The sequence below is a fragment of the Pedobacter sp. B4419 genome, assembly GCF_059693725.1.
This window is the reverse complement of sequence record NZ_JCASSL010000002.1, coordinates 691,366-711,726: the sequence shown is the minus strand read 5'-3', so window position 1 is coordinate 711,726 and position 20,361 is coordinate 691,366. Positions and strand designations below refer to the sequence as shown.

Annotated in this window: 17 protein-coding genes; all 17 read left to right on the top strand. The window is 40.5% G+C overall.

The genetic code is table 11. The annotated features are described in order from the left end of the window. Window positions 1-39: 39 nt before the first annotated feature. The 17 genes from AC570H_RS14650 to AC570H_RS14570 all read left to right on the top strand — a co-directional run bounded on the left by AC570H_RS14650 (window position 40) and on the right by AC570H_RS14570 (window position 20,319). The gene (locus tag AC570H_RS14650; protein ID WP_497356080.1) at window positions 40-1,455 is read left to right on the top strand and encodes a GspE/PulE family protein; all 1,416 of its coding nucleotides are present in this window, start codon (window positions 40-42) and stop codon (window positions 1,453-1,455) included. Next, entirely contained in the window at window positions 1,456-3,405 is a 1,950-nt protein-coding gene (locus AC570H_RS14645; RefSeq protein ID WP_497356078.1) for a secretin GspD/PilQ domain-containing protein, read from the top strand. A gap of 1 nt (window position 3,406) precedes the next feature. Further along, a complete protein-coding gene (locus AC570H_RS14640; RefSeq protein ID WP_497356076.1) occupies window positions 3,407-4,600 on the top strand; it encodes a type IV pilus biogenesis protein PilM in 1,194 nt (397 codons plus the stop codon). 2 nt (window positions 4,601-4,602) lie between these two features. Then, window positions 4,603-5,145, top strand: coding sequence for a hypothetical protein (locus AC570H_RS14635; protein ID WP_497356074.1), 543 nt, complete (start codon window positions 4,603-4,605; stop codon window positions 5,143-5,145). Between the two features lie 500 nt (window positions 5,146-5,645). Continuing rightward, window positions 5,646-6,773, top strand: coding sequence for a hypothetical protein (locus AC570H_RS14630; RefSeq protein ID WP_497356072.1), 1,128 nt, complete (start codon window positions 5,646-5,648; stop codon window positions 6,771-6,773). Window position 6,774: 1 nt separating this feature from the next. Then, complete coding sequence (locus AC570H_RS14625) at window positions 6,775-7,719, top strand: hypothetical protein (RefSeq protein ID WP_497356070.1); 945 nt, start codon at window positions 6,775-6,777, stop codon at window positions 7,717-7,719. A gap of 28 nt (window positions 7,720-7,747) precedes the next feature. Next, window positions 7,748-8,575, top strand: a complete 828-nt coding sequence (locus AC570H_RS14620) for a hypothetical protein (RefSeq protein WP_497356068.1) — start codon at window positions 7,748-7,750, stop codon at window positions 8,573-8,575. A gap of 1 nt (window position 8,576) precedes the next feature. Beyond that, complete coding sequence (locus AC570H_RS14615; protein WP_497356066.1) at window positions 8,577-9,470, top strand: hypothetical protein; 894 nt, start codon at window positions 8,577-8,579, stop codon at window positions 9,468-9,470. A 7-nt stretch (window positions 9,471-9,477) separates the two neighbouring features. Continuing rightward, on the top strand, window positions 9,478-10,248 hold the full coding sequence (locus AC570H_RS14610; RefSeq protein WP_497356064.1) for a hypothetical protein: 771 nt from the start codon (window positions 9,478-9,480) through the stop codon (window positions 10,246-10,248). Between the two features lie 19 nt (window positions 10,249-10,267). Then, window positions 10,268-11,287, top strand: a complete 1,020-nt coding sequence (locus AC570H_RS14605) for a hypothetical protein (RefSeq protein ID WP_497356062.1) — start codon at window positions 10,268-10,270, stop codon at window positions 11,285-11,287. A gap of 16 nt (window positions 11,288-11,303) precedes the next feature. Further along, complete coding sequence (locus AC570H_RS14600) at window positions 11,304-12,323, top strand: hypothetical protein (protein ID WP_497356060.1); 1,020 nt, start codon at window positions 11,304-11,306, stop codon at window positions 12,321-12,323. 20 nt (window positions 12,324-12,343) lie between these two features. Then, the gene (locus AC570H_RS14595) at window positions 12,344-13,180 is read left to right on the top strand and encodes a hypothetical protein (protein ID WP_497356058.1); all 837 of its coding nucleotides are present in this window, start codon (window positions 12,344-12,346) and stop codon (window positions 13,178-13,180) included. 24 nt (window positions 13,181-13,204) lie between these two features. Beyond that, window positions 13,205-14,059 (top strand): hypothetical protein, encoded by an 855-nt coding sequence (locus AC570H_RS14590; protein ID WP_497356056.1) that lies wholly within the window; start codon window positions 13,205-13,207, stop codon window positions 14,057-14,059. A 3-nt stretch (window positions 14,060-14,062) separates the two neighbouring features. Then, window positions 14,063-15,028: a hypothetical protein gene (locus AC570H_RS14585; protein ID WP_497356054.1), complete on the top strand. Its 966-nt coding sequence runs from the start codon at window positions 14,063-14,065 to the stop codon at window positions 15,026-15,028. Window positions 15,029-15,323: 295 nt separating this feature from the next. Beyond that, a complete protein-coding gene (locus AC570H_RS14580; RefSeq protein WP_497356052.1) occupies window positions 15,324-17,093 on the top strand; it encodes an AMP-dependent synthetase/ligase in 1,770 nt (589 codons plus the stop codon). After that, a complete protein-coding gene (ggt, locus tag AC570H_RS14575; protein WP_497356050.1) occupies window positions 17,071-18,783 on the top strand; it encodes a gamma-glutamyltransferase in 1,713 nt (570 codons plus the stop codon). Before AC570H_RS14580 ends, ggt begins: the two co-directional genes overlap by 23 nt. Window positions 18,784-18,846: 63 nt before the next feature. Then, window positions 18,847-20,319 carry a TlpA family protein disulfide reductase gene (locus tag AC570H_RS14570; RefSeq protein ID WP_497356048.1) on the top strand — a complete coding sequence of 491 codons (1,473 nt, stop codon included), beginning with the start codon at window positions 18,847-18,849 and terminating at the stop codon, window positions 20,317-20,319. Window positions 20,320-20,361 lie beyond the last annotated feature (42 nt).

Sequence of the window (20,361 nt, the reverse complement as noted above, 5' to 3'; positions counted from 1 at the left end):
ATGTTAAAGAAACACCACTAAAACTGTTATTTTAGAAGAATGAAATCAGCTGCAGATACCTTACACCTCATTAACAAAGCCATCGCCTTGCAATACCGAGTGGTACCCAAAGGGATGGAAGACCAATATTTGGCCTTGTTTTGCGATGAAGAAGATAGTCAATCGGCTTTGCTGGATGAACTGCAGATCATTCTTGATAAACCGATCAAGCTCAATCCAATTACAAAGGCAGAAATCAGTCGCTTATTGTCTACCCATTACCTGAGCGATACGGATACGCAAGAAAAAGAACTTTCCGCCATTTCGGCCAACGACGATTTCCTAACTACCTTAATCGAAGAAGCCCGAAAGCTTAAAAGCAGTGATATTCATATCGAAACCTTCGAAAAGAAATCCCGTGTGCGTGTACGGATTGATGGAATGATGATCGAACGCTACCAGGTCAGCAGAGAAGATTATCCTGCTTTGGTGAACAAGATCAAAATCATGGCCAACTTGGATATCGCCGAAAAGCGTTTGCCACAAGATGGCCGAATCCATTACAAGTCCGTCCAAAAAGGTTCTTTTGATATTCGTGTTTCGGTATTACCCACCTTACATGGCGAAAAGATTGTGTTGCGTTTGCTCAACAACTCCAGTACCGATATCGATCTGAATACCTTAGGCCTCAGCGATTTTGACATGGATAATTACCTGCAGGGCATCCAAAGGCCCAATGGAATTATCCTTATTAGCGGACCAACAGGTTCGGGTAAAACCACCACGCTTTATGCCACGCTCAAGCTATTGAACAAAACCACCCGAAATGTCCTCACCATCGAAGATCCGATCGAGTATACGCTAGAGGGAATCAATCAGGTACAGCTCAAAGAAAGCATCGGCTTGGGTTTTGCCTCTGCATTGCGTACTTTTTTAAGGCAAGATCCGGATGTAATTATGGTGGGAGAGATCCGTGATCCTGAAACCGCCAATATGGCCATCCGTGCGGCCTTAACAGGCCACTTGGTATTATCTACCATCCATACCAACTCGGCCTGGGGCACAGTCTCGCGCTTGATGGATATGGGCATTCCGAGTTTCTTGGTGGCCAATACCTTAAATACGACCGTTGCCCAGCGTTTGGTGCGCTTGCTCTGTCCACATTGCAAAGAAGAAACCGATTTTGACAATAAAGCCTATCCCAAGCAATTTAAGGCGCCTATGGTATTGGATAAGCAATTTGTAGCCAAAGGCTGTAGCGAATGTTATTACACTGGCTACAAGGGGCGGAAGGCTGTTTATGAAGTTATTCCTGTTGATGCTGAATTAGCTTTTGAAATCAAACAAGGGAATATGTATATTGAACCACTTTTAAAAACCAAACAGATCAAAACACTTTCAGAAAATGCATTCGAGTTGTTTGCTCAGGGGCAGACCTCGCTCGAAGAAATTTTCCCACTATTGCTATCTATCTAAATGAAATATATCCGCTACGCCCTCTTTCGCCTTTTCATCCTCTTTGCGCTTATAGCTATAGGCTTAAAAAGCCATGCGCAAGATGCCAAGACCGAGCGTTTGGCCCAGATAGAGAATCGGTTAAAGGCAGCTTCGGTAATGGTGCCCGGACTTAACCAAAAAGTACAGCTATCCATGTCGGGTGCCAATGCGTCAGAATTTTTACGTGCCTTGGCGCAGGCCAATAACCTCAACATCAATGTAGACCCGCAGGTTAATTTTAAGGTCTATTACAATTTTACCAACGAAACGGCCTTGAATGTACTGCTTTTTGTGGCCAAAGAGTATGACTTGGATATCAACCTGATTGGCTCGATCATGTCGATTAGCAAAGTGGCACCTGCTAGAACAGTGGTGCCGATAAAAGAGATCAAGGTAACCTATAATAGCGCAACCGATAACCTGGGTTTCGACCTCAACAATGATACCCTGAGTTTGGTAGCCAAGAAAATCGGGCAGCTTTCTCAGAAAAACGTGGTAGTACCTGTTAACTTGTTGAGCAAGAAGGTAACCGCTTTTATCGCATCGGCTCCATTTGAAAGCGCATTGGAAAAAATGGCCTATGCCAATGATTTAAAGCTGAATAAAACCAACGATAACGTTTATATCTTTCAGCCACTGGGCGATGGAGAAGAGCTTTACATTAACGAAGATAAATCTCCAGCCGTAAAAAGAAACAACAAGCCCAGCACGCAGGGTGGAGGAGGAACGCCAGCCAATTATAACGTCTCTGGCAGAAGAGACGCAAATGGTGGCAAATTGATCAACATAGACGCCTTGAATACGCCAATTCTCGACCTGATCAAGTCGGCCTCTACAGAAGCCGGAATTAATTATTTTATTTATTCGGATATCAAAGGAAACATCACCACACGCCTAAATAATATAAGTTTCGATAATTTCCTAACCGCTTTACTGCAAGGCACGGAATATACCTATAAAAAAGAAGATGGAATTTATCTCATTGGCGATAGGAGAATAGAAGGCCTGCGTTCAACTCAACTGGTAAAGCTGCAACATCGCTCTTTAGATACCATTCAGATGATGATCCCCACAGAGTGGAAGAGAGGCGTCGAAATCAAAGAATTTAGAGAGCAAAATATGATATTGCTTTCTGGATCGGCACCACAAATCAGAGAGATTGAAAACTTTATCAAGCAGATAGACCGCACCGTACCAATGGTATTGATCGAGGTAACTTTGGTTGATGTAAGAAAAGGCAATACCGTTAAAACAGGAATTAGTGCAGGCGTATCCGACAGTGTTAAAACAGGAGGGACTATCCTGCCTGGAATAGATTATACTTTTGGGGCCAACTCCATCAACAGCTTCTTGTCCAAGTTAGGCAGTAATAATTCCGTCAATTTGGGGCGGGTAACCCCTAATTTTTATGTAAAACTGAGTGCATTAGAAAGCAATTCCAATGTTGAAATCCGTTCGGTGCCCAAGCTGTCTACACTCAACGGCCATTCGGCAAACCTAAGTATTGGGAGTACGAGATATTATAGCCAGCGTACACAGAATATCGTGCCTTCGCTCAATGCCCAAACCGTGGTTACCGAAGAATACAAAGAAGTAAATGCAAATTTGGAAATAGGTATTAAACCTATAGTTTCGGGGGATGATCAGGTAACTTTGAATATCAAGGTGAATATCTCCGATTTTATAGGCAACCCACCACAAAATCAACCCCCACCAAAATCTACCAGTACTTTTACCTCTATCATTAGGGCTAAAAATGAAGACATGATTGTATTGGGTGGTTTAGAACGGACGGAAAATTCGGAATCAGGTTCCGGTGTACCTTTGTTGTCTCGCATTCCAATTTTAAAGTGGTTGTTCAGCAGCAGGGAGAAAACAAGGGCCAAAGTAGTAACCCTAGTCTTTATTAAACCTACCATTCTTTATTAACATGCTTTTCGATGGTTTAAATACGGTTTTAGGGGTGGAACTGCATGGCTTTGCCGACAATAGCTATAGCTGTCGTTTTTGCCAGCTGACCAAAAAGAACGACGAACTCCATATCGAAAGCAAGAAAGTAATCGATGGGCCGTTAAACAAGGTGCTCGAAAGCTTGCCTAAGAACATTCCAGTGGCATTAACATTAACTGGAAAAGGTATCATCCATAAAAATATTCAGGTAGCTCCAGATACTTTATCCGAGCAAGTGGTGCAACAGGCGTTTCCATCTGTTGAGGCGAAGGATTTTTATATACAGACCTATATCCATGGAACCAATGCGCTTGGCAGTATCATCAGAAAGCAAGGAGTGGATGAATTGCTCGATAAGCTCAAGCGAGCCGGATTAAAAGTATACATGCTGAGCTTAGGTGGTATCGTAACAGCACCTATTTGGCCGCAACTGAATATTTATAGTGCCGAAATGCAGTTTGCTGGCCATGGGTTTGTGCTAACGGCTGAACGCCACTTCATGAGCTACAATGCCGATCCCAACTTAAAAAATGATTTTCAGGTCAAAATAGAACAAGAGCTTATTCCAGAAGAGAATCTATTGGCCTATGCATCTGCTTTTCAGCTGATTTTGCAACAGAAACTGGCACCGATTATAGCCAATGTGGAAAGCATAAATACAGCATTTTCCGATTTTATAGGCAACGGCACACTGAAAAAGAAAGCGCTAATTTTTCTTTTTGCGCTTTTTGGATTGTTGCTGCTCAGTTTTGGTCTCTTTTCCTATTATAACCAGGAAAATGCCAAGCTTGCACAACAGGTAGGGGCGCAAACCGCTAATGCAGACCAAACCGATTTGTTGAAGAAGAATATCGCCAGTAACGAATACCTTTTAAAACAACTGAACTGGAACGGAGGCTACAATTATGGCTTTCTGCTCAATGAAATTGGCCGAAGCATGCCTAGGCAGTTGAGTTTGCATGAAGTGGCCATTAATGATTTTAAAACCGAGGCAGAGAAAGCAGAAAGGCAACCGAGCATAAAGATTATTGGCTCAACGGGTAACCTCACTGCCGTAAACAACTGGATTTTTGTGCTCAAGGAAATGTCATGGGTGAAATCGGCCAAACTGCTCAAGTACCAGGAAGATCAAGAATCAACTGATTACCAATTTAGTCTAATTGTTACCTATTAGCCATGTGGAAGAACTTAGATCATCAGAAAAAGAATTGGGTACTCATCGCTGGAATGGTGATATTGCTTTATGTTGCCTATGCATTTTCTTTGAAACACACTTTTGAAGCAATGCGATTGAATAGTCAGCTCAAGAAGGAACAGAATGCAGCCCAATCAGAAGATAGCACTTTTCCGCAGGTGAGCAGAAAAAATGCCTTCTACATCAATGCCTTAAAAGCCTACAAGGTTAAAAAGGAAGATCGTGAAAATCGCTTATGGCAAACGGTTTCGGGAATGGCTTCGGTACAAAACGTACAGGTTAATTTTAGCACCAATACACAGAGCGTAACCGATACTACAGCTTTGCAACAGGGCATGGTAGTGCAACAGTTTACCTTTAAGAGCAATTATTTTAACCTGGTTAAATTATTGGATACCTTGAGCAAAAGCACTGGCATTGGAAAGATATCAGAAATAAAACTGAGCGACAAAAAAGACCTCAACGGAAAAGAAAAAGCCGAACAATTGAGTTTACAACTTACTTTAAGCGCTTTAGAAAAATAATAAAGTTGACGGATTAGTCATTAGTTGATTGTTATAATTGCTATATTGTTGAATTGAAAACTCCAACTTGCCTCTTCCATTTTACCTTTTACATCTTCCATGATAAGACTTCTTATCTTCTATTCTTCGCGAAATCTTGGATCCTTTGCGGTTAACTGAAAACTGTCAACTTATCGAAAGAGATTGCGTCATCACGTTGTTCTTCGCAATGACGATATTGTCTTTTCGCCGCTTGACTTTTATTCATTGTGGTTAACTGAAAACTGCTAACTGAAAATTGAATTTCACGCAGAATCACTACTAAAACAGCCCAAAATTCAGACATAAAAGTCCTGATTTCGGAATCGTAATATCCGGCCCAAACGCACGTTCGTCCTGAGATTCGATGTGTTCATCCTGCAATTAGTACTGTTGGGGAAAATATTTTTTTTTGTCTCAAATTTGACTTAGCTTAATCGCAGATAACGGACTCAAAATTTAACTAAATTAACGTTCTACACATGAAGACAAATCGTTGGGGCAGATTGTTCATCTGCGCTTTTAGCTGTGCTTTTTTTAACCTAAGTGCAAATGCACAAAATCTGCTAGATATGCAAAGCTGGACCATAGGAACAAGTGGTTCAGGGCAGTTCCAGCCAAACGGACAGGCAACTGAAAATACCCGCTTTTGGGGCGAGGGACCACAAGGGCAAAGAGCCATTTTATGGGAAGCCAAACCAGAAGGTGCGAGTAATGATGACGGTGGATTTAACCATCTCTATTTTGCTATCGATCATACCAAGATGTATCGCTTTTCGATTTGGATCAAGAAGACAAACTCTGCCGATGGTACGAGTTATTTTGGCACTAACAATGTGACCAATCTTAACGACAGTGCCAATGATAATCCTTATTTCTGGTATGGAGACTTGCCAGAGCTGAATAAATGGTATCTGGTTGTCGGTTATGTGCATGGAAGCGGGGATGCTTCTACTACAAGTTACGGTGCTATTTATGATGGCACAACAGGAATAAAAGTGCTGAACGCGACTGATTTTAAGTTTGCCCCCGGCACAGTAAATACAAATATCCGCTCTTACCTCTATTATGATCCCAATACCAATGATCGCCAATATTTTTATGCCCCTAGAGTGGAAGCTGTTGATGGAAATGAACCTACGATTAATGCCTTGTTAGGCCTCTCCAGCGTAACGCCAACACAAGGCTATTTTTCTGGTAATGTAGGTATAAAAACACAGACGCCCGGTGCTTATGAGTTAGCCGTAAATGGTAAAATCCGCGCACGTGAAATCAAAGTAGAAACAGCCAATTGGCCTGATTATGTTTTTGAAGAAGGTTACCAAATTGAAACGTTGGAAGAATTGGAACGTTACATCAAAACCAACAAGCATTTGCCTGAAATGCCGAGTGCAAAAGAGGTAGAATCTAATGGGGTAAATTTGGGAGAGACATTGAAGTTGCAGCAACAGAAGATAGAAGAATTAACCCTGCATCTTATTGAAAAACATAAAGAATTGACTAAACATAAAGAAATAATCAAATCACAAGATAAAAGGCTTCAAAACTTGCAAGAAAGACAAGAAAAGTTAGAAGCCTTATTGAGAAAACTAACTGAAAAAACTAACTGATATGAAAAAGATACTTGGATTACTTTTAATAGTAGCCCCTTTGCTTGGTCTGGCACAGGATTTACAAACTGTTACTCAAAATGGAAATACAACTACATTAGGCATAAATGTAGCTGGACCTTCGTCTATTTTTGGTTTAAATTTTAATCTGCCTAATTCTTACACCAAACAAATCGTACCCACCGGATATAATTTTTGGTTAAGCACTGGAGCGGAAGATGGCAAATTAATGATGCCATACAATAGCGCAGAGAACGTGAGGTTTGAAAATTTAGGTTTAGTGATCGATAAGAACGTGGGAATTGGTACAGCTAGTCCTGCTTATAAATTAGATGTAAATGGAATTATAAGTGCTAGAGATGGGATAGTAAGTTCCCTGTCATCTACTACAGGTGGTTTTTTAGGTATCGATAATCCATCAAAGCAAACTGCGGGACTAGCCGCAAGTTGGCGGATTTATAATATGACTGGAGCTTATGGCAATAGCTTGCAATTTTGGGCTTATGACGGGTTGGGTTGTAGTAATGCTAATGGGCTCTGTAACAATAGGTTTACTTTATTGGATAACGGTAATGTAGGCATCGGCACTACCACTCCAAACGAGAAATTAGCCGTAAACGGAAAAATCCGCGCCAAGGAAATCAAAGTAGAAACAGCCAACTGGCCAGATTATGTTTTTGAAGAAGGTTATCAAATTGGAAAGTTGGGTGAGTTGGAACGTTACATCAAAGCCAATAAACGTTTGCCCGAAATGCCAAGTGCAAAAGAGGTGGAAGCTAATGGTTTGCAATTAGGAGAAATGTTAAAGCTACAGCAGAAAAAGATAGAAGAATTGACATTGCATTTGATTGAAAAAGATAAACAGTTAATAGAGCAAGCCAAAAAGAACAAAATCTATGAAGACCGCTTACTTGCATTGGAAAAAGTTATAAAATCTCTAAAATAATTTAAGTTACAATTTAATAATACAACTAATGAAGCGCTTATTAATTCCTTTTTTTATCATGATTAGCCTAAAAGTATCGGCTCAAGAAACATTGCAGACTGTTACTGATAGGGGTAATGAAACTTCACAGAATTTGTTAATTGGAAATGTGCTTAAATTACGAGCCTCAGGGTTACCAAAGGCAGAATTTTCCTATGATAATAATATTCAGCAAATGTATGTCTTTGGATATGATCCGGCCTCCTTTTTCTCAGTATATACAGCTGGCACGAGAAAATTCGATATCACGTCCAATGGTAATGTAGGTGTCGGTATCACTGACCCAACAGATAAATTACAAGTAGAAGGTAATCAAGTCTCTCTAAGAAACTCAACAACCAATAATGGAATAATTTTCAATGTAAATACTTTTGGCCATCCTGCCATTATACCTACTAATGGAAATGGAACACTCGATAAGAGTTTATTACTAGCTCCCTTTGGTGGCAATGTTGGCATAGGCACTGTTACGCCAAACGAGAAATTAGCCGTAAACGGAAAAATCCGCGCCAAGGAAATCAAAGTAGAAACAGCCAACTGGCCAGATTATGTTTTTGAAGAAAATTATAAAATTGGAACGCTGGGAGAGTTGGAGCGTTACATCAAAGCCAATAAAAAACTACCTGAAATGCCAAGCGCCAAGGAGGTTGAAACGAACGGGATTGAACTGGGAGAAATAAATAAGCTGTTGCTTAAAAAGCAGGAAGAATTAACACTTCATCTCATTGAACAGAATAAGCAATTACAAAAGTTGATGGAGATGGTAGCCATGCAGCAAAAGGAAATTGAAAAATTAAAGTCAACAAACAAAAACTAAGATGAAAAAACTAGGCATTATTTTGTGCTTTATAAGCATGATTATTTCTACAAAAAGTCAAGCGCAAGACTACACATTTAAATGGAATGGGCTATCTCCCTATTTTACAAACGGTACAGCCAATTTAGTCTCCTATATAGATTTTGGTGAAGCGCTTATTTGGGGTAATGTAGAAATTTCAATAACAAGCGGTTATAGCTATCAGAACTCTACAGGGAAATATTCCAAACTCTATAACATTGGTAGGAACGCGGGTACGGCTGTCGGTTCGAATAGCTCAGAAGTATTAACCGCCTTTGGCCCGGTGGCAACACAGTGGAAACTGGGTGAATTTGAAGTAGATGGAGCAGGACACCTAAAAATACCAATCTATCACTTGGTGAATACCGGAAATTCAATTGTCGTTGATATTAAGGGCGTATCTGTGACACTTGTGAATACTTCGTCAATCCAAATCACAGAGCCACAGGTAATAGCCAATAGCCAAACGCGAGATTACCAATTTACAAACGAATCTATCGCTTTAGGAACAAATAAAGTTGATCCTGATACCAAACTAACTGTGGGAGGCAAAATGAGTGCGCGAGAAATCAAAGTAAGCATAAATGCAGGTGCCGATTTTGTTTTTGAGCCTGATTATAAAAACTTGAGCATCGCTGAATTGGAAGCTTTTTTGAAACAAAATAAACACCTGCCAGGGATCCCTGCTGCATCAGAAATGCAAAAATCAGGATTGGAAGTGGGCACCTTTCAAATTAAGCTGCTTCAAAAGATAGAAGAGCTCACCCTGCATCTCATCGAAAAAGATAAGGAGCTACAAAAGGAAAGAGCTCGAATAAGCAAATTGGAAGAAACAGTTAAACAGATTTTACAAAAAAAGATCAAAAAGAAATAATAAGAAGATGAAAAGAATATGCAAAGTATTTATAAGCTTAATACTACCATGCAGTGTTTATGCACAGGTTAACGAATTAAATTTTGTTCACCAAAGAATCGATTTCTCGGCTGCTCCAAGAACAACCATTAGCCCTATGTCTATAAAAATGTGGGATAATTACGGGAATGGTGGGCCAACAAATTATGGAACTGTATTGGAGTTTTATGGATTGGATAATCATCAAACAGGCCAATTGTATTTCGGAGGCTGGGATAGCTCTAAGATAAGATATAGGGAGGCATTTTATAATGAAAACGCTTGGTCAGATTGGATAACTTTATTGGATTCTAAAAATAATATTCAATCTGCTGGAAGTTTAATGGTAACTGGACAAGGGAACCATTATATAGTCAATGGCAATGTAGGCATAGGCACTACCACCCCAAACGAGAAATTGGCCGTAAACGGAAAAATCCGCGCCCGAGAAATCAAGGTAGAAGCTGCCAATTGGCCTGATTACGTTTTTGCCGAGGGTTACAAAGTTGGAACGTTGGAAGAATTGGAGTGTTACATCAAGACGAATAAGCGCTTGCCTGAAATGCCGAGTGCAAAAGAAGTTGAAACAAATGGGTTGCAGTTGGGAGAGATGCTAAAGTTACAACAGAAGAAAATAGAAGAACTCACCCTGCATCTCATCGAAAAAGATAAACAGTTAACAACACAAGCAACTATAATTGAGAACTATGGAAAACGTTTGCTTGAATTGGAGAAAAAACAAACGAATAAAAGAAAGTAATTCCTGAAAACAGCGATAAATGAAAAAAATATTTTTAATAACAGCTCTATTGGTATGTGTACGAATTGGCTATGCGCAGATCCACACAGATCCCGCTAATGGTAACGTTGGTGTCGGAACAACGAGCCCATTAAATAAATTGCATGTGAATGGAATTTTACGATGGGGTGGTGAAACTTCAAAATCAATTATTTCGGGAATTGACGCTTCTGGAGCATTCATTGAACAAGCTGGACAAAATTTAGCTGAAAGCAGAATGCGTTTTCAGACGTCTCGATTAGGGGACGGCATCAATTATTCATTTTTGATCATAGATCCAGAAAATGGCTTTCAATTTAGAACACTTGGGACAGGCAATGGAAATGTGGGGATTGGTACTGCGACGCCTAAAGAAAAGTTAGAAATAAGCTCTGGTGCTGATTATAATCAGTTAAGTCTAACTAAAAATACTATTGAAGGTGATAAAGGTGCTGGAATTCTTTTTAAGAATCTAGTGAATAATGGAACTCTTACTGAAATTGCAGGTGTTCAAGCAAAACTTTTGGATGGAGGAAATGCAAACGTTAAAGGTTCACTCAGTTTTTACACCAAATATAATGATGAAAAAATTGAAGCAGTAACAATAAATCCACAGGGTTTTATGGGCATCGGCACTACCACTCCAAACGAGAAATTGGCCGTAAACGGAAAAATTCGTGCCCGAGAAATCAAGGTAGAAGCTGCCAATTGGCCAGATTATGTTTTTGCTGATGGTTACAAAGTTGGAACGTTGAAAGAGTTGGAAAGTTACATCAAGGCGAACAAACGATTGCCTGAAATGCCAAGTGCTAAAGAAGTTGAAACAAATGGGTTGCAGTTGGGAGAGATGCTAAAGCTACAACAGAAGAAAATAGAAGAATTGACATTGCATTTGATTGAAAAAGATAAGGAGCTGAACAATGCTAATAAAAGATTAAGCAAAATAGAAAAAGAAAACAAGACCACTAATCAGTTATTGGAAAATCTTTTGAATAAAATCAATAAACTAGAAAACAAATAACCCACCTAATTATTTTATGAAAAAACTTTCCTTTTCTATTCTTGCGTTCTTTGTAGCAGGCTTGGCAATTGCACAGACCAAACTTGAGGTACAAGATACAAGGGCTACTCCAACACTGCCGAGTTCTTATATCCGTTCAGTAGAATCCCATTTTAAAGAGACAGCTGTGCTAGGGCTTTCAGCTGGCAATTACCATACTGTGTTGGGTTTAAGAGGTTGGTACGATGATTCCGGAGGGAGGGCACATGAACTGGCTTTTTCCGACGAGAGTAAAATTTACCTTAGATCGGGCTTCAACAGCACAGGTTGGGGAGCTTGGCGGTCTTTATTAGTGAGCGAAGAGAATGGCAACTTTGGCATTGGACTGAGTACCATGCCGAGTGAAAAACTTACCATTAACGGCAATATTAAGCTCGCTAGTCAGGGACAAGGTTACATGATCAGCTATGCTACTTTGTCCGAAAGTCATGGTGGTGCTTCAACGCTCCTAGGAAACAATGTAATGTCGGGTGTAGGAACAAATACAGTAAAAAAGATATATAGTGAAGCAGACCCTGGTTCGTTTGTCTCATTAAACTATTTATACGGCATTACTTTCCACACAGGTATAAGCGGAGCTTTAAATATTGACCATCCTGTAGAAAACAGCGAGAAGATGAGAATTACCCAAGCTGGGAATGTGCTAATCGGAAAAACGCAACAGATAAATAACGCGTATAAACTTGATATTAACGGAAAAGTCCGTGCCAACGAAATTGTGGTAAATACAACGGGTGCAGATTTCGTGTTTGAAAACGGCTATAAACTTCTTCCATTGGCAGAGGTGGAACGGTTTATTCAAAAGAACAGGCATTTGCCAGAAATCGCAACCGCGAAAACCATGCAAGAAGAGGGCGTGGGTGTGAGTGAGCTGCAAACTAGGCTGTTGCAAAAAGTAGAAGAATTGACTTTATACGTTATTGAGCTGAATAAGAAAAATATAGCACAAGAAGCCAGGATAAAAGAACTGGAGGCGAGGCAATTAAACAAGAAGTAATCTAAATTAAATATATCGATATGAAACATCTTTTAATCATCTTTTTTATCATTTCCAGTATAAAAGTACTTGCTCAAGAAACTTTGCAGAGTGTTACTGATAGGGGTAATACAACAACAAATTCGATTCAAGTAGGCGGAGGTTCTGTAAATGCCAATACTACCAAGGTTTTAATTAATAATCCATTTGGTAAAAATTGGGCGTTAAGTTCTGGAGCTAATATGATCAGTGAAATGGGGTTTCATATCTTTAACTGGAGCGATGATCAAGAAAAACCATTTTTTTCTATTTTGAATAATGGTAGTGTTGGTATTGGTACATTTTCGCCAGGACAAAAGTTGGACGTAAATGGAAGCATTAATGTTGGACAGTATACCTACCTTAAAAATACCGGAACTACAGATTATGTGGGTTCGTTTTTGCATAGGTTAAGAGCTGAAGATGGTTATTTGTTTATTGACGGTGATGCTGGAAGCTCAACTTATGTGCCTGCAATAAGCATCCATAGGCAAGGAAACGTAGGTATCGGAACAACCACTCCTAATGAGAAGCTTGCAGTAAACGGAAAAATCCGCGCCAAGGAAATCAAGGTAGAAGCTGCCAACTGGCCAGATTATGTTTTTGAGAAAGGTTATCAAATTGGAAAGTTGGAAGAGTTGGAACGTTACATTCAAGCCAATAAAAAATTGCCCGAAATGCCAAGCGCAAAAGAAGTAGAGACTAATGGGGTTGAGTTGGGGGAAATGAATAAGTTGTTGCTCAAAAAAGTAGAGGAATTAACCTTGCAATTAATTGAAATCAATAAAAAAGTTGATGCACAACAAAAGGAAATCAAACAATTAAGAAATAGAAATTAATTCAATTCATAAATAATTACAAAAATGAAAAAGATCATCTTATTAACCTCTCTATTAGTTGTTTCGGCAATAGTTAAGGCGCAACAAACCATTCAACAAGTACTAACATTAAGTAGTAATGGAACAAACTCGACAGAAATCTTGATGTATAAGCAAGATAATACAAGTTATTATGACATTCATGCCAATCTTAATGGATTTGGAGTCGCCAATAGTACCACTGGTCAAATTCCGTTTTTTATAAAGAATAATGATTTCGTTGGTATAGGCACTACAAGCCCTAATTATCAACTTGATGTAAGAGGACATGCCTTTGCTAATGGTTATTTAATCAGTTCAATAGCCGACGAAAATATTGGAGGTACTATTCAGATCCGTAATCCAGCCAAAACTGCAAGTGGTGCAGCAAATGATTGGAGAATATATAACATGGGCGGGGCTTATGGCAACAGTTTACAGTTTTGGGCATATGATGCAACTGGGTGTAACGGTGGTCTATGTGCAAGCAGGTTTACTTTAATGGACAATGGCAATGTAGGCATTGGTACTAGTACTCCAAACGAGAAGCTTGCCGTAAATGGAAAAATCCGCGCCAAAGAAATCAAGGTAGAAGCTGCCAACTGGCCAGATTATGTTTTTGAGAAAGGTTATCAAATTGGAAAGTTGGAAGAGTTGGAACGTTACATTCAAGCCAATAAAAAATTGCCCGAAATGCCTAGCGCAAAAGAAGTAGAAACTAATGGGGTAGAACTGGGTGAGATGAACAAATTGCTGTTGAAAAAACAAGAAGAGTTAACGCTTTATTTGATCGAGCAAAATAAACAGATTCAGCAATTGCTTAAAGAAGTTAAAGAGTTAAAACAAGAAAAAAACAAATAGTTGATGAAAAAGCTACTTTTATTTTACTGTTTATCCATGGCTTATTTATGTGCCGATGCACAAATGGATAATATAAGTTTGGACAATCAAAACCTCGATAATGTAAATCCTATTGGAAAAATGGTAGTTGGAAATGGCTACAACATGCTCAATGCGCCCTTCGGAAGCAATAATTATTGGCATATTTTGAGTATGAGACATGGTAATCCCAGTAATTTTTATGTCACCCAATTTGCTGGAGAGTTTTTTGGTAATCGCTTGGCCTTTAGAAATACGCAGGATGCATCAAACAGAGGTTGGAATGAAATTTATCATAGTGGTAACATCGCTGGATTAAAAGAAGCGTTGGGATACACCTTGAATGATATTGTTGCGAAAGACAGTAGTACTAACAAAAGTATTAACTTTTTAGGCACCAGCAAGCTTGGTATAAATTGGGCTTATGAGAGTGATGTTGCTTCATTATATTATTCTAATCCAGTCAATGGAAGTGGAAAATTGATGCTTGATATAGGCGATGATGATGCCCCAGCTCAAGGTTTTCAAATAAGAGGGGTAAAATATGATGGTTCTATCAGAGATATAGCCTATTTCAGTGCCAATGGCAATGTAGGTATCGGAACAACCACCCCTAATGAGAGGCTTGCCGTAAACGGAAAAATCCGCGCCAAGGAAATCAAGGTAGAAGCCACCAACTGGCCTGATTACGTTTTCGAAAACACTTACAAAGCTCCATCATTGCTTGAGATCGAAGCTTATATCAAAGCGAATAAGCGCCTGCCCGAAATGCCAAGTGCCAAAGAAGTTGAAGCTAATGGGGTTGAGTTGGGAGAAATGAATAAACTGCTGCTCAAAAAAGTAGAGGAACTCACCCTTTTGCTCATCGATCAAAATAAAAACAACGAAAAACAAGAACAAGCTATTGATGAGTTGAGAAAAGATTTAGAGAAAGTAAAAAACAAAAAATAGGCTTCCGAACAGCTCTTATAAGATGGGTATGGTCATGCGAATTGGCTTTCGCCTATCTTTTAATACCTAAGAATTCCGACTTTCCGATTCCTGACCTCGGACTCCCAACTTCTGCCTCCCCGCCTTCCACCCTCAACCTTTTTCCAACATCACCAAAAAGCAATAAATTGCTATGCATGCAGAATAATTTTCAAATGGAGTTGATGCAGAAAGTATAATTTATTAGATTTGATAACAACGAGTTTAAACAAATAATTCGTTGCAGCAGTTCCTGACCAAATTAAATTGCTATTTCATGTCTACAAACATCACACGGGTATTCGACCTCCTAAAATATAACCTCGAGAACTTTCCAAAAGAAGAATTCATTAGCGGAAAGATCAAGGGAGAGTGGAAAAAGTACAGCACGCAGCATTTTTGTGAAGTGACTGATCATTTGAGTCGAGGGTTAACCACTTTAGGTATCAAGAAGGGCTCTAGGGTGGCCGTGATGTCGCATAATCGCCCTGAGTGGAACATTTGCGATTACGGCATCATGCAGCTGGGCGCCTATCAAATTCCATTGTATCCCACGCTGGCCGAGCACGATGTGAAATTCATTATCGAAGATGCCGAAATCTCCATCGTATTTGTGAGCGATCAGGCATTATGTGAAAAGATTGGAGCAGTTTGCAAAGAAGTTAAACACGAAGTAAAGATTTATACCTTCGATGAGGTACAAGGTGCCCCCAACTGGCAGGAGATTGTTGATGCTGGAAAAACTGCAACTGTAGACTTAGAAAGTTATCGACAAGCGGTCACTGCCGAAGACATCCTCACCCTGATTTATACTTCAGGTACAACGGGCACACCCAAAGGCGTAATGCTTACCCACGATAACCTGGTGAAGAACTTCGAGAAATCGGCCATTATCTTTCCAAGAGAAATCAAGGTTTCCTTAAGCTTTTTGCCCCTGTCGCATATTTTTGAGCGGATGATTTCCTACCTCTATGCCTATTTCGGCGTTTCGGTCTATTATGCCGAGAGCATGGATACCATCGTAGCCGATATTCAGGAAGTAAAACCCAATGCTTTTTCTACCGTGCCGAGATTGCTCGAAAAGGTATATGATAAAATCCTTGAAAAAGGAAAAGACCTCAGTGGCATTAAACGCGGCATTTTCTTCTGGTCGCTAGCCTTGGCCGAAAAATTTGATGGCAACAACGGCTGGTGGTACAACTTTAAATTGGGCATTGCCCGTAAACTGGTATTCAAAAAATGGCAAGAAGCACTTGGCGGACGAATCGTAGTATTGGTTTCGGGCGGTGCAGCACTTAACCCACGCTTATGCCGTATTTTTTGGGCAGCAGGCATGCCGGTTTTTGAAGGTTATGGACTAACCGAAACATCGCCTGTAATTACGGTGAACCATTTTGGTGCGACCATGTTTGGAACTGTGGGTACAGTAATTGAAGGCGTGGAAATCAAGATTGCCGAAGATGGCGAAATTTTGGTGCGTGGCCATAACGTAATGAAAGGCTATTACAAACGCGACGACCTCACTGCCGAAACCATCGATGCCGATGGCTGGTTCCACACTGGCGATATCGGTGAAATATTGGAAGGAAAATTCCTGAAAATTACCGATCGTAAAAAAGAAATCTTTAAAACAGCAGGTGGCAAGTATGTAGCCCCACAAATGCTGGAAAACCGTTATAAAGAATCCCCTTTAATTGAACAGATCATGGTGCTGGGCGAAAACAGAAAATTCCCTTCGGCCCTGATTGTTCCAGCTTTTCCGGCCTTAAAAACCTGGTGTGGCAAAAAAGGCATCAATTATACTACCAACGAGGAAATGATCAAAAACGAGCAGGTGTTGGAAAAATATAATCGGATTATTGTAGCTTTAGGATCAGAATTCGGCAAGTGGGAACAGGTGAAACGTTTCGCCCTGTTGCCAAAAGAATTCAGCATTGATGGAGGCGAGCTTACCCCAAAATTGAGCTTTAAGCGCAAGGTGGTGCTCGAGAAGTATAAAGACATCATCGAAAAGATCTATAAAGATGCAGAAAACTATAAAGCGTAAGCTCGGCACAATAACCTTAAGTTTAATTTCAGTTAGCCTAATTTTTGGCTGCGTAGGCGGTCAGATAGGCAAGCGCAACAGTGAAGAATACCGCAATGGCATGGTGGTTTCGGCCAATGGCATTGCCTCGCAGGTAGGAATAGATATCCTTAAAAAAGGCGGCAACGCGGTTGATGCGGCAGTAGCTGTTCAATTTGCCTTGGCCGTGGTTTATCCAAATGCCGGCAATATCGGTGGTGGTGGCTTTATGGTTTATCGCTCGGCCAAAGGCGAAGCCAACACACTTGATTTCAGGGAAAAAGCCGCAGGCAGTGCCAGCAGAGATATGTACCTCGATGCGGTAGGCAATCCGATTGTAGATAAAAGCCTTTACGGACAATTGGCCGCAGGTGTACCCGGTTCTGTTGCAGGAATGGTAGAAGCGCACCAGAAATACGGCAGCCTGAAATGGGAAGACCTCATCATGCCGGCCTATAGATTGGCCAATGAAGGTTTCAAAATTACTGCCCGCCAAGCCAACGAACTCAATGGGCTTAAAGATAAATTAAAGACACTTAATCCCCTTGGAACAGCATTGATTAAAGAGGCCAAGTGGATGGAAGGTGATGTTTTGGTACAACAAGAACTGGCCAATACCCTTAAACTGATCGCCGAGAAAGGACGAAAAGGATTTTACGAAGGTGCAGTAGCCGATTCGATCGTGGCAGAAATGCAGCGTGGAGGTGGAATCATGACCAAGCAAGACCTGCAAAACTACCAAGCCATCTGGAGAAAGCCAGTTGTGGGCAATTACAGAGGCTATGAAGTAGTCACCATGCCACCACCTTCGAGCGGAGGTATAGCCTTGGTGCAGTTGCTGAAATCGGTTGAGCCTTATCCGCTTTCCAAATGGGGCTTTAATGCCGATTCTACTGTTCAGTTAATCGTAGAAGCCGAAAGAAGAGTGTATGCCGATCGTGCGGCACACTTGGGCGACCCTGATTTTTATCCAGTTCCCCAAAAGAAACTCATAGAAGATGCTTACATCAGACAACGAATGGGGTCTTTCAATTGGCAACAAGCCAGTGCCAGCGCAAGTGTAAGTGCAGGCGAGATTGCGCCAGCAGAACATGAAGAAACCACCCACTTTTCCATTGTAGACAGAGAAGGCAACGCAGTATCCATTACCACTACGCTGAATGGCTCTTATGGTGCTGCGGTTGTGGTAAAAGGAGCAGGCTTTTTGTTGAATAACGAAATGGACGATTTCTCGGTAAAACCGGGAGCGCCAAATATGTACGGCCTGGTTGGCGGAGAAGCCAATGCCATTGCGCCTAACAAGAGAATGCTCAGCTCGATGACACCAGCAATCCTCTCAAAAGATGGACAGTTGTTTATGGTCGTAGGTACGCCTGGTGGCTCTACAATTATTACTTCCGTGTTTCAAACCATCTTAAATGTGGTCGATTTTAACAAGTCTATGCAATCGGCCGTAAGCGCGAAGAAATTCCATCACCAATGGTTGCCAGATCAGGTTGATGTAGAAAAAGAAGCATTGGATAGCTTAACCACCGAAAAGCTAAAAGCCAAGGGCTATAAAATTGTACCTCGCGGGCCAATAGGCAGGGTAGATGCCATCCTCAAAACCAAATGGGGCTTTTACCAAGGCGGTGCCGACCCACGTGGTGATGATAGGGCTATTGGCTGGTAATATTGGACGCATTTATCTTGCTTCGATCTTACGCCTAATGATAAGTTTAACTTAATTAATACGATGAAGAAACAATTAATCGTTTGCCTGCTATTGATTATCAATAGTATGGCTTTTGCCCAGCAAGCTAACCTTAAAATTAAGTTTGTTGGCGCAAAAGAAAAAAAGGTAATGGTTCAGTTGCCAGTTAATGGCACCACTTTTTATCCGGCAAGAAAAGAAATGTGGTTCGATAAAGACAGTGTGCTCAACGTCAGTTTCAAGGTTGATCAGATAGCAAATATTTACCTTGCCAACAGCGGAAAAACATTTAATTTCTTTGTAGAGCCTGGCCAAGTATCTATTGTATTTAACTTAGGAAAGCAGCGAGAAGAGGCTTTCCAATATCAGGGTGCAAACGAAGCCGGACAATTGTTGCTCAATCAAAGGAAATATAATTTCTACCAAACAAGGGCTAACAAATATTACAAAGCAGATAGTACTGCCAATGGTATGATGGCGCTTTTGGCTGCAGACCAACAAAAAGAAATGGTACCTTATGATGAACTGTTAAAGGAAAATAAGATCACCAAAACATTCCATCAGCTTTTTAAAGAGAATTTAGCTAATGATTATGCGGCGATTGCCGCGCATGTACCTATTATGCTTTATTTTGCTACATTGAGGCCAGGCAGCAAAGCCATATTTAAACAAGAGTTTCAAGACCTGTGGACAAAAGTTTATAAAGAAAATCCAGTAAATAGCGGCAAAGGGCTCAATGCAGGCGATTTTTATTTTTATGCCCAGTACTATTCGAATAGTTATGTAGCTAAATATCTTTATGAGAAAAATGGAGGGACTGTAAAAGCAGCTGCTGGCGAAGAAAGCTATCTCAATGATTCCTATTCGGGTTTCGAAAAGAATTTTACAGGTAAAGTGAAAGAATACCTATTGGCGAGTTTTCTTTTTAACGAATTCTTTCAGAAAAAATACCAATCTACTCTGGTCGAACTCTTCAATAAGTTCAAAACAAGTTATCCTAAAAGTGCTTATACGCCTTATTTGCAACCCATGGCTGATGAAATACTCAATTTTCAGGAAAAGGCCAAAAAAGAATTTGCTGCCAACCAAAAGCTGATACCGAATTATGCTCAGGTAAACAGTTTAGACGAATTGATGGCTAAATTTAAAGGCAAGACGGTGTTTGTCGATCTGTGGGCTACCTGGTGCGGTCCATGCAAAGCAGAGTTTGAATATGGGCATGAGCTAGACAAGTTTCTCACAAGCAAAGGTGTCGAAATGCTATACATCTCTATGGATAAAGACGATGTTGACCAGCAATGGAAAGACATGGTTAAATACTATAAATTGGCTGGTAACCACATCCGGGCCAACCAGACCTTGCAAACCGATCTAATCAATAAGCTTTGGGACGGCAAGGGCTATGCTATTCCCCGCTACCTGATTTTGAAAGACGGCAAGCTCGCAGTAGCTAAAGCATTGCGGCCAAGTGATAAGGAAAAGCTTTATAAGCAGATTGAAGGCTATGTAGATTAACCCTGCAAATAGTTGCTATCTTTATACGTCGAAGGGCTTTCT

Bases quoted from the DNA above. Each gene is read 5' to 3' on its own strand.
- AC570H_RS14630 (WP_497356072.1), top strand. From the start codon at position 5,646: ATGAAGACAAATCGTTGGGGCAGATTGTTCATCTGCGCTTTTAGCTGT.
- AC570H_RS14610 (WP_497356064.1), top strand. From the start codon at position 9,478: ATGAAAAGAATATGCAAAGTATTTATAAGCTTAATACTACCATGCAGT.
- AC570H_RS14625 (WP_497356070.1), top strand. From the start codon at position 6,775: ATGAAAAAGATACTTGGATTACTTTTAATAGTAGCCCCTTTGCTTGGT.
- ggt (WP_497356050.1), top strand. From the start codon at position 17,071: ATGCAGAAAACTATAAAGCGTAAGCTCGGCACAATAACCTTAAGTTTA.
- AC570H_RS14645 (WP_497356078.1), top strand. From the start codon at position 1,456: ATGAAATATATCCGCTACGCCCTCTTTCGCCTTTTCATCCTCTTTGCG.
- AC570H_RS14635 (WP_497356074.1), top strand. From the start codon at position 4,603: ATGTGGAAGAACTTAGATCATCAGAAAAAGAATTGGGTACTCATCGCT.
- AC570H_RS14580 (WP_497356052.1), top strand. From the start codon at position 15,324: ATGTCTACAAACATCACACGGGTATTCGACCTCCTAAAATATAACCTC.
- AC570H_RS14620 (WP_497356068.1), top strand. From the start codon at position 7,748: ATGAAGCGCTTATTAATTCCTTTTTTTATCATGATTAGCCTAAAAGTA.
- AC570H_RS14640 (WP_497356076.1), top strand. From the start codon at position 3,407: ATGCTTTTCGATGGTTTAAATACGGTTTTAGGGGTGGAACTGCATGGC.
- AC570H_RS14590 (WP_497356056.1), top strand. From the start codon at position 13,205: ATGAAAAAGATCATCTTATTAACCTCTCTATTAGTTGTTTCGGCAATA.
- AC570H_RS14585 (WP_497356054.1), top strand. From the start codon at position 14,063: ATGAAAAAGCTACTTTTATTTTACTGTTTATCCATGGCTTATTTATGT.
- AC570H_RS14595 (WP_497356058.1), top strand. From the start codon at position 12,344: ATGAAACATCTTTTAATCATCTTTTTTATCATTTCCAGTATAAAAGTA.
- AC570H_RS14600 (WP_497356060.1), top strand. From the start codon at position 11,304: ATGAAAAAACTTTCCTTTTCTATTCTTGCGTTCTTTGTAGCAGGCTTG.
- AC570H_RS14650 (WP_497356080.1), top strand. From the start codon at position 40: ATGAAATCAGCTGCAGATACCTTACACCTCATTAACAAAGCCATCGCC.
- AC570H_RS14570 (WP_497356048.1), top strand. From the start codon at position 18,847: ATGAAGAAACAATTAATCGTTTGCCTGCTATTGATTATCAATAGTATG.
- AC570H_RS14615 (WP_497356066.1), top strand. From the start codon at position 8,577: ATGAAAAAACTAGGCATTATTTTGTGCTTTATAAGCATGATTATTTCT.
- AC570H_RS14605 (WP_497356062.1), top strand. From the start codon at position 10,268: ATGAAAAAAATATTTTTAATAACAGCTCTATTGGTATGTGTACGAATT.